Source organism: Chryseobacterium sp. 2TAF14 (assembly GCF_052115105.1).
Lineage (GTDB): Bacteria > Bacteroidota > Bacteroidia > Flavobacteriales > Weeksellaceae > Chryseobacterium.
Map to the genome: position 1 here is coordinate 1 of NZ_JBFRGA010000197.1, position 6,288 is coordinate 6,288.

The 6,288-nt window shown below is 36.0% G+C and carries 4 protein-coding genes; 1 reads left to right on the top strand and 3 read right to left on the bottom strand.

All coding sequences use genetic code 11. The features are described 5' to 3' along the window. The 3 genes from AB4Y90_RS15540 to AB4Y90_RS15550 form a co-directional block, all read right to left on the bottom strand. Window positions 1-3,904 (bottom strand): hypothetical protein (locus tag AB4Y90_RS15540; protein WP_441558479.1); only part of this gene is annotated, 3,904 nt, incomplete at its 3' end. A gap of 316 nt (window positions 3,905-4,220) precedes the next feature. After that, the gene (locus AB4Y90_RS15545) at window positions 4,221-4,565 is read right to left on the bottom strand and encodes a phage holin family protein (protein ID WP_435523535.1); all 345 of its coding nucleotides are present in this window, start codon (window positions 4,563-4,565) and stop codon (window positions 4,221-4,223) included. Window positions 4,566-4,655: 90 nt separating this feature from the next. After that, complete coding sequence (locus AB4Y90_RS15550) at window positions 4,656-4,931, bottom strand: PaaI family thioesterase (RefSeq protein WP_441558480.1); 276 nt, start codon at window positions 4,929-4,931, stop codon at window positions 4,656-4,658. 35 nt (window positions 4,932-4,966) lie between these two features. On the opposite strand from AB4Y90_RS15550, the gene AB4Y90_RS15555 reads away from it, so the two are divergent. After that, on the top strand, window positions 4,967-6,136 hold the full coding sequence (locus AB4Y90_RS15555) for a DEAD/DEAH box helicase (RefSeq protein ID WP_441558482.1): 1,170 nt from the start codon (window positions 4,967-4,969) through the stop codon (window positions 6,134-6,136). The last annotated feature ends 152 nt before the right edge of the window (window positions 6,137-6,288 follow it).

Consider the following 6,288-nt stretch of genomic DNA (forward strand, 5'->3'; position numbering starts at 1 on the left):
TACATTTTCCTTCGGCATATTTTACATAAAATGTGGTAATTCCTGTCGGTAAATTATAGAAAATATTAGAGTCCTGCCAATTAATACCGTCAATAGAATAGAGAATCGGCTGTGAACCGGTTGCAACTACAGTAAATGTCGTTCCGTTGGCTATCAATTGCTGAATGACCGGAACGTCAAAATATTTTGCTTCAAAAGTTGTGGTGTAAGAACATCCGTTATCTGAAGTTACCGTTACGGTATATGTTCCTACCATTCCTGCATTTACAAGGGTATCGGTAGTAGAAACGACTTGTCCGGCAGGATTTGTCCACACGTAACTTATAATAGTATGATCTTTTAATTCTAAAGTATAATTAAATGTAGCATCAGGACAGAAATACTGTGTAGGAATTTCAAAGACCGGAACTTTTTTAAGAGTAATCTTAATGGTTGCAACTTCTGGGCAAAAACCGGGAACGCTTACTTTCACATACACAATATCTGATCCCAGATTTTGATTAAACGAATAACTTGCCGGATTCGCAATTGCATTTGTTCCTGAATTTAAATCGGATAACGAGGCATAATAAGTAAATGTAGCTGTTCCACCCGCGAAAATCTGAGATTCGTACTGGGTAAGATTTACATTTTCAATTCCGTCATTTAAAGTATCACAGACATTATTCAGAAGGAACGGACCAGAATTCTGAAGCACAACTTTAGTTCCGATAACAAAACTAATGGTGGCAATATCATCACATCCCGGAATATTCATCACTTTTACCCAGATCTGCTGCGGAAAAGGATTTGCAGTAAAGCTTTGCGGATTCTGGATTGGATTTGTTCCGTTTTGTGCATCGCTTTGAGTCAGATAAAAAGTAAATGTATTGATCGCATTCGGAATATCTACATAAAGATTGGTGTAATTCATCAGATTAACCTCGTAAATGCCATCAAGATTATCATCACAAACCGTTATGGTAGAATTAATTGCTTTTGGAGGAAAATAAGTATTCAGCTGAATGGGCGCTACAGAAAAGCAACCCGTCGTTTTAGACTGAAATCTTGCCCAGACCTGCACCGTAGAAACTGTTGTTACAATACTGTTCCCGATCTGAGTGGAAGGATTTCCCGCATTCGCTTCTGCTGAAGTATTGTAATAAGTAACCGTTATATCAGAAAGCGGATATGTATTTTGAGAAGCTAAATACATCTGAGGAATTGCATCATTCAGCTGGAAGGTTTCATTTAAATTAAAATCTTCGTCACAAGTATTCAAAACAGCATTTTGCAGCACAATCACCGGTAAAAATGTCATTTGAATATTTAATTGTGATACAGAAAAACATTCATTATTATTAAATTTCACCTTCACATAAACCGTAGCATTTCCCTGCACAGGAAACTGCGCCGGATTGCCAATTGGCCCTGAAAAGACATTCGTTGCAGGGTTGTAAGAAGTGTAATAAGTAAATGTGACATTTGAACCGCTGTAAATCTGAGGTTGAGCCAGCAAAAGATTGTACAGCTCTGTTCCATCATTATTGTTGTCGCAAATATTATTTAGGTTAATATTCACCAAAGGATTCACAGCCGGAGTTGATACCAAACTGATGGTAACCGGATAAATCTGGGTACAATTGTAAGAATTAATTTTAACGAAAACCTGTCTTGTTCCTGTAACATTTACACTTGTAACTGGGTTGGTTCCGCTTTGAGCATCGGCTTGCGTAAGATAAAAAGTTGTTGTTGCATTCTGATTTCCGATAATAGGTCCGGAAAACTGAGCCAACGCAACAACTTCGGCATTATCATTATTAAAATCACAAACCGTAAAATTAGAATTTACAACAACCGGATGCACCAAATGTACGTTGATCGCTTTAATGGTATAACATGTTTCACTCTGCTCAAACCGTACATAGAAAATTTTGCTTACAAAGTTGCCATTTTCTGTAATCGTCTGAGTGGGAGAAATAGGATTGGTTCCAATTAATGCAGCCGAATAATTATCATAAAATTCAATAACCGGAACTGTTGACGGCGCAACAAGCATGCTTGCAGAGAGCGTTTGAAGATTGACGGTAATATCATCGGTTCCGTTGAAGCAGATATACTCATTTTTATCATTTACCAGAATTTTGGTAAAGGTGATGTTTAAATTAACAGGAACCACCGTAAAGCATCCTCCCGGAATCTCTACTCTTATATAAACCGTGTATTGCCCTTCTTTTATCGTTCCTACTACACTTCCCGAATTATTATAAGCTTCTGCAAAGGTCTGATAAACGGTAAAAACAGCCCCTGTTTGTGTGGTAATCAGAGGACCGATATTAACCGAAAAATCAAAAGGCTCATTATTATCGGCATTAATATCGCATATTGTATAGGAAAAATTAATCGGCGAATTAGCATTAACTCCAGGTTGGAAAGCGAAATTTACAGGTCCTAAAATATAAGTACATGTTGCATCCTGAATTCTAACCCAAATTTTTGTATTTACCGTAATATTCGCCGTTGTTACAGCATTCGTATTATTTTGAGCATCCGACTGAGACAGATAATACGTAAATCCGGTTGTTCCTGCCGGAAAAAGCTGGCTGTTGAGAAAACTTAAATCAAAATTCTGCTCAATGCCATCGTTGTTGGTATCACAAAGAAGAATAGAATCGGTTAAAAGGTTTTTAGTAATAAAATTCAGTGTAAGAACTGCCACTCTGAAACATCCAGGAACATTGGGATTCTGAATTCTTACATATAAAATTTTGTTAGCATTTAAAGTATAATTCGTAGAAATGCTGTTCTGATTATTTTGTACATCAGCTAAAGATTCATGAAAAGTAAAATTGAAATTTGTCGGGTTTTGCGAAGTAACATTAGGTTTAAAATCATTCAGATTAAGCTGAACTGGAGTGTTTCCGCAAAAATTCTGAGTATAATTTTTTGAAATGGGATAAGTAGGATCAAAATCGATGGTAAAATCATCGGTTATTGTCAGGTTACTATTTCCACAAATATTAAAAACAACATTGGCGGTATAAACTTCATTTTGAGTAGGACAAAGTGTAGCCTGAATTCCTGATGCAACAGTTTGTCCCGCAGAATTAGTCCACGTTACCGTTGGCTGAACTGCGCTTCCGTTTGGAGTAAACCTCCACGCTTCCTGAAGAGCCTGCCAGTTTCCTGTATTTCTGGAAGCCGGAGAATATCCTACAGTTCCGGTATCATTTATAATTCCGATCAAGGCATTTTCAAACTTTCTGGTGGGGCACGGCGTAAGCTTTTTATCTACAAAAACCTCAACAATATTCGTCGTTTCGTGCAAAACAATTTGTGATGAAGACCGATCGGTACAACCGGCAACTCTTCCGTCGTAATAGCTGATCACAAATTTTCTGTAGGGAGCGGTTCCTATGGTAGAATAGTAAATTTCTGAAGTATCTGAAGCAGAAAATACCATATCGTGATAAACCCCGAAAATAGAATTTTTGGGTAAGCCGGGATCAGGATTTTGCCACAGAATATTGGGATAATTGATATTTCCCTGTTGGTTGAGGTCGAAAGTAACCATTCCGTTTGAACCGATGACAATCGATTCAAAATATTGATTAAAAAAACAAAATTTAAAGGGTAAATCTATTTTTGGCGTAAATACATCGTCAAAATTAGCATTCAGCGCCGTTCCCTGATTCAGAGGAATTGGCGGGTCATACGTAGCTTGTGTAAGCTGGTATGTTGTAGTTCGTTTCAGCTCCGGATATTCTACATGAAGCGGAATACAGCCGTTTGCATCGAGATTGTTTATGCAGGTTACATGAAAATTTTCATTCCCAAAATTGTCTTTTACTTTTACATTTATAGGAGCCTGAGAAAAGATATAACAACTGATAAACAGAAGTAAAGCATGTAAATATTTTGTCATAGAAATTGGTGTAAATAAATTATTTATTAATCAAAAATAACTTAGTAATAAATTTACTTTAAAAATAACACTTTTTAATTACAAAATACATAATCATAATAAATTATTAATGATTGTTAATAGTTTATTAAAATCATCAACAAAATTAACGCCACAGACAAACTTTGCTTAATCTTCACAATAACAAAGACTTAATTATTCAAGAAATAATTCTAAAATTCGATCAAAAAAATTCGCCAAAAAAAAATGACAACCAATAAATTGATTATCATTATATTAAAAAAAGTTTTATTAAAAATTTAAAAAGACCCGAAGTTTAATCTCCATCCGAAAACATCGAGTTGGCAAGCGACGTCACGATAGAAAGCGCAATACTGAAAATAAACGCCCACCAAAAACCGTCTACAACCATACTATCGATAAAATAATCTGCTATAAGAATAATAATGGCATTAATCACCAAAGCGAAAAAGCCCAAAGTAATAATGGTAAGAGGCAATCCGAAAAGACTTAAAATCGGCTTTACAATAAGATTTAAAAGCCCCAAAACAATAGCAAAAATAATTGCCGTTGAAAAGCCTTCAAAATGTACACCCGGTAAAATCTTGGTCAATAAAAAAGCGACAATAGCTGTAACAAGCAGTCGAATGATTAAGTTCATAGTATTTAATTTTAAAATTATATTTCATCAACAAAACGTATTCCAATCATATCCTATCCATGATGGATACTAAGTTCTCTTTATTTATAGCTATTTAATTTTCATCATCGTTACCAATGATGTGGCAACATGACTTTCAGAAGTCCGATTTTCATCAATAACATAAATTTCTGTTCTGATGACACTGATTTTGGCGCCACCTTTCACTACAAAAGATTTTGAAACCAGCGCATCTCCCATTGCTGGTCTCAGATAATTCACCTTCAACTCTACCGTTACCACATAGCAATCTTCTTCGTAATGGCTTACTGCGGCATAACCCGAAGAAACATCAACTAAAGAAGCGATCATTGCGCCATTAAACATTTTCGCCAACAGGCTCAGGAAAAACGCTTGCTTTTCTGTTTCCTGTTCTTAGAAATTTATCGAAAGAAGCAACAGGAATTCAGGCTCTTATTCTGGTTCCGGCAAGAGAACTGGCTTTGCAGATCGAGCAGGTTTTCAAATCGATGGGAACAGATTTTAAGGTAACAGTTTGCTACGGCGGTCACGATAAAAAAATCGAAATCAATAATCTGATTGAATCTCCTGCTGTACTGATCGGAACTCCGGGAAGGATTGCCTATCATCTGAGAAATAAAAACATCGATGTAAAAACAATTAAAAACCTTGTGCTGGATGAGTTTGATAAAGCCTTAGAATTCGGTTTTCATGATGATATGGAATACATCATTGAGAATATGTACAATCTTTACCAAAGAATCCTGACTTCGGCAACATCAATGGATGAGATTCCAAGATTTACAGGTCTGAAAGATGAAAAAGTAATTGATTTCTTAAAATTAGGCGAAAACAAACCTGATATTCAATTAAGAAAAGTAATGACGATTTCTGAGGAAAAACTCGATACTTTATTTCATCTCATCTGTAAAATCGGCAACAAAAGAACTCTTATTTTCTGTAATCACAGAGAAGCGGTTGACCGTATTTCTGAACTTTTGCGCGAGAAAGGCATTGACCGCGAAACTTTCCACGGCGGAATGGAACAGGACGAAAGAGAACGTGCTTTATTGAAATTCAGAAACGATTCTGCAAGAATTTTAATCACAACCGATTTAGCGGCAAGAGGTTTAGACGTTCCCGAAGTGGAATCGATCGTTCATTACCAATTGCCTACTACAGAAGACGCTTTCATTCACAGAAATGGCCGTACTGCGAGAATGAACGCCAAAGGTTTTGTTTATCTGGTAATGACAGAAGAAGAAAAATTTCCGTTCATCAAAAAAGATGTTCCCGAAGAATCTGTAAAAGAGTTTTCTAAAGTTCCCAAAAACTCAACATTTCAGACGGTTTACATCAGCGCCGGAAAAAAAGACAAGGTTAATAAAGTAGATATTGTAGGATATTTATTAAAAAAAGGAGAATTGCAGAAAGAAGATCTCGGTCTGATCGAAGTAAAAGATACTACTTCGTATGTAGCGGTTTCCAGGAATAAAGTGAGAGATTTACTGAAAAAATTAAGCACCGAAAAACTGAAAGGCAAAAAAGTAAAAATGGAAGTAGCTTATTAAATTTGAGGCTGAGGTTAAGGTTTAGATTCAGAATCGCGCAACCTTAACCTTAACCTTAACCTTAACCTTAACCTTAACCTTAACCTTAACCTTAACCTTAACCTTAACCTTAACCTTAACCTTAACCTTAACCTTAACCTTAACCTTAACCT

Excerpts from the sequence above, each read along its gene's own strand:
- AB4Y90_RS15545 (WP_435523535.1), bottom strand. The coding sequence starts at position 4,565 with ATGAACTTAATCATTCGACTGCTTGTTACAGCTATTGTCGCTTTTTTA.
- AB4Y90_RS15550 (WP_441558480.1), bottom strand. The coding sequence starts at position 4,931 with ATGTTTAATGGCGCAATGATCGCTTCTTTAGTTGATGTTTCTTCGGGT.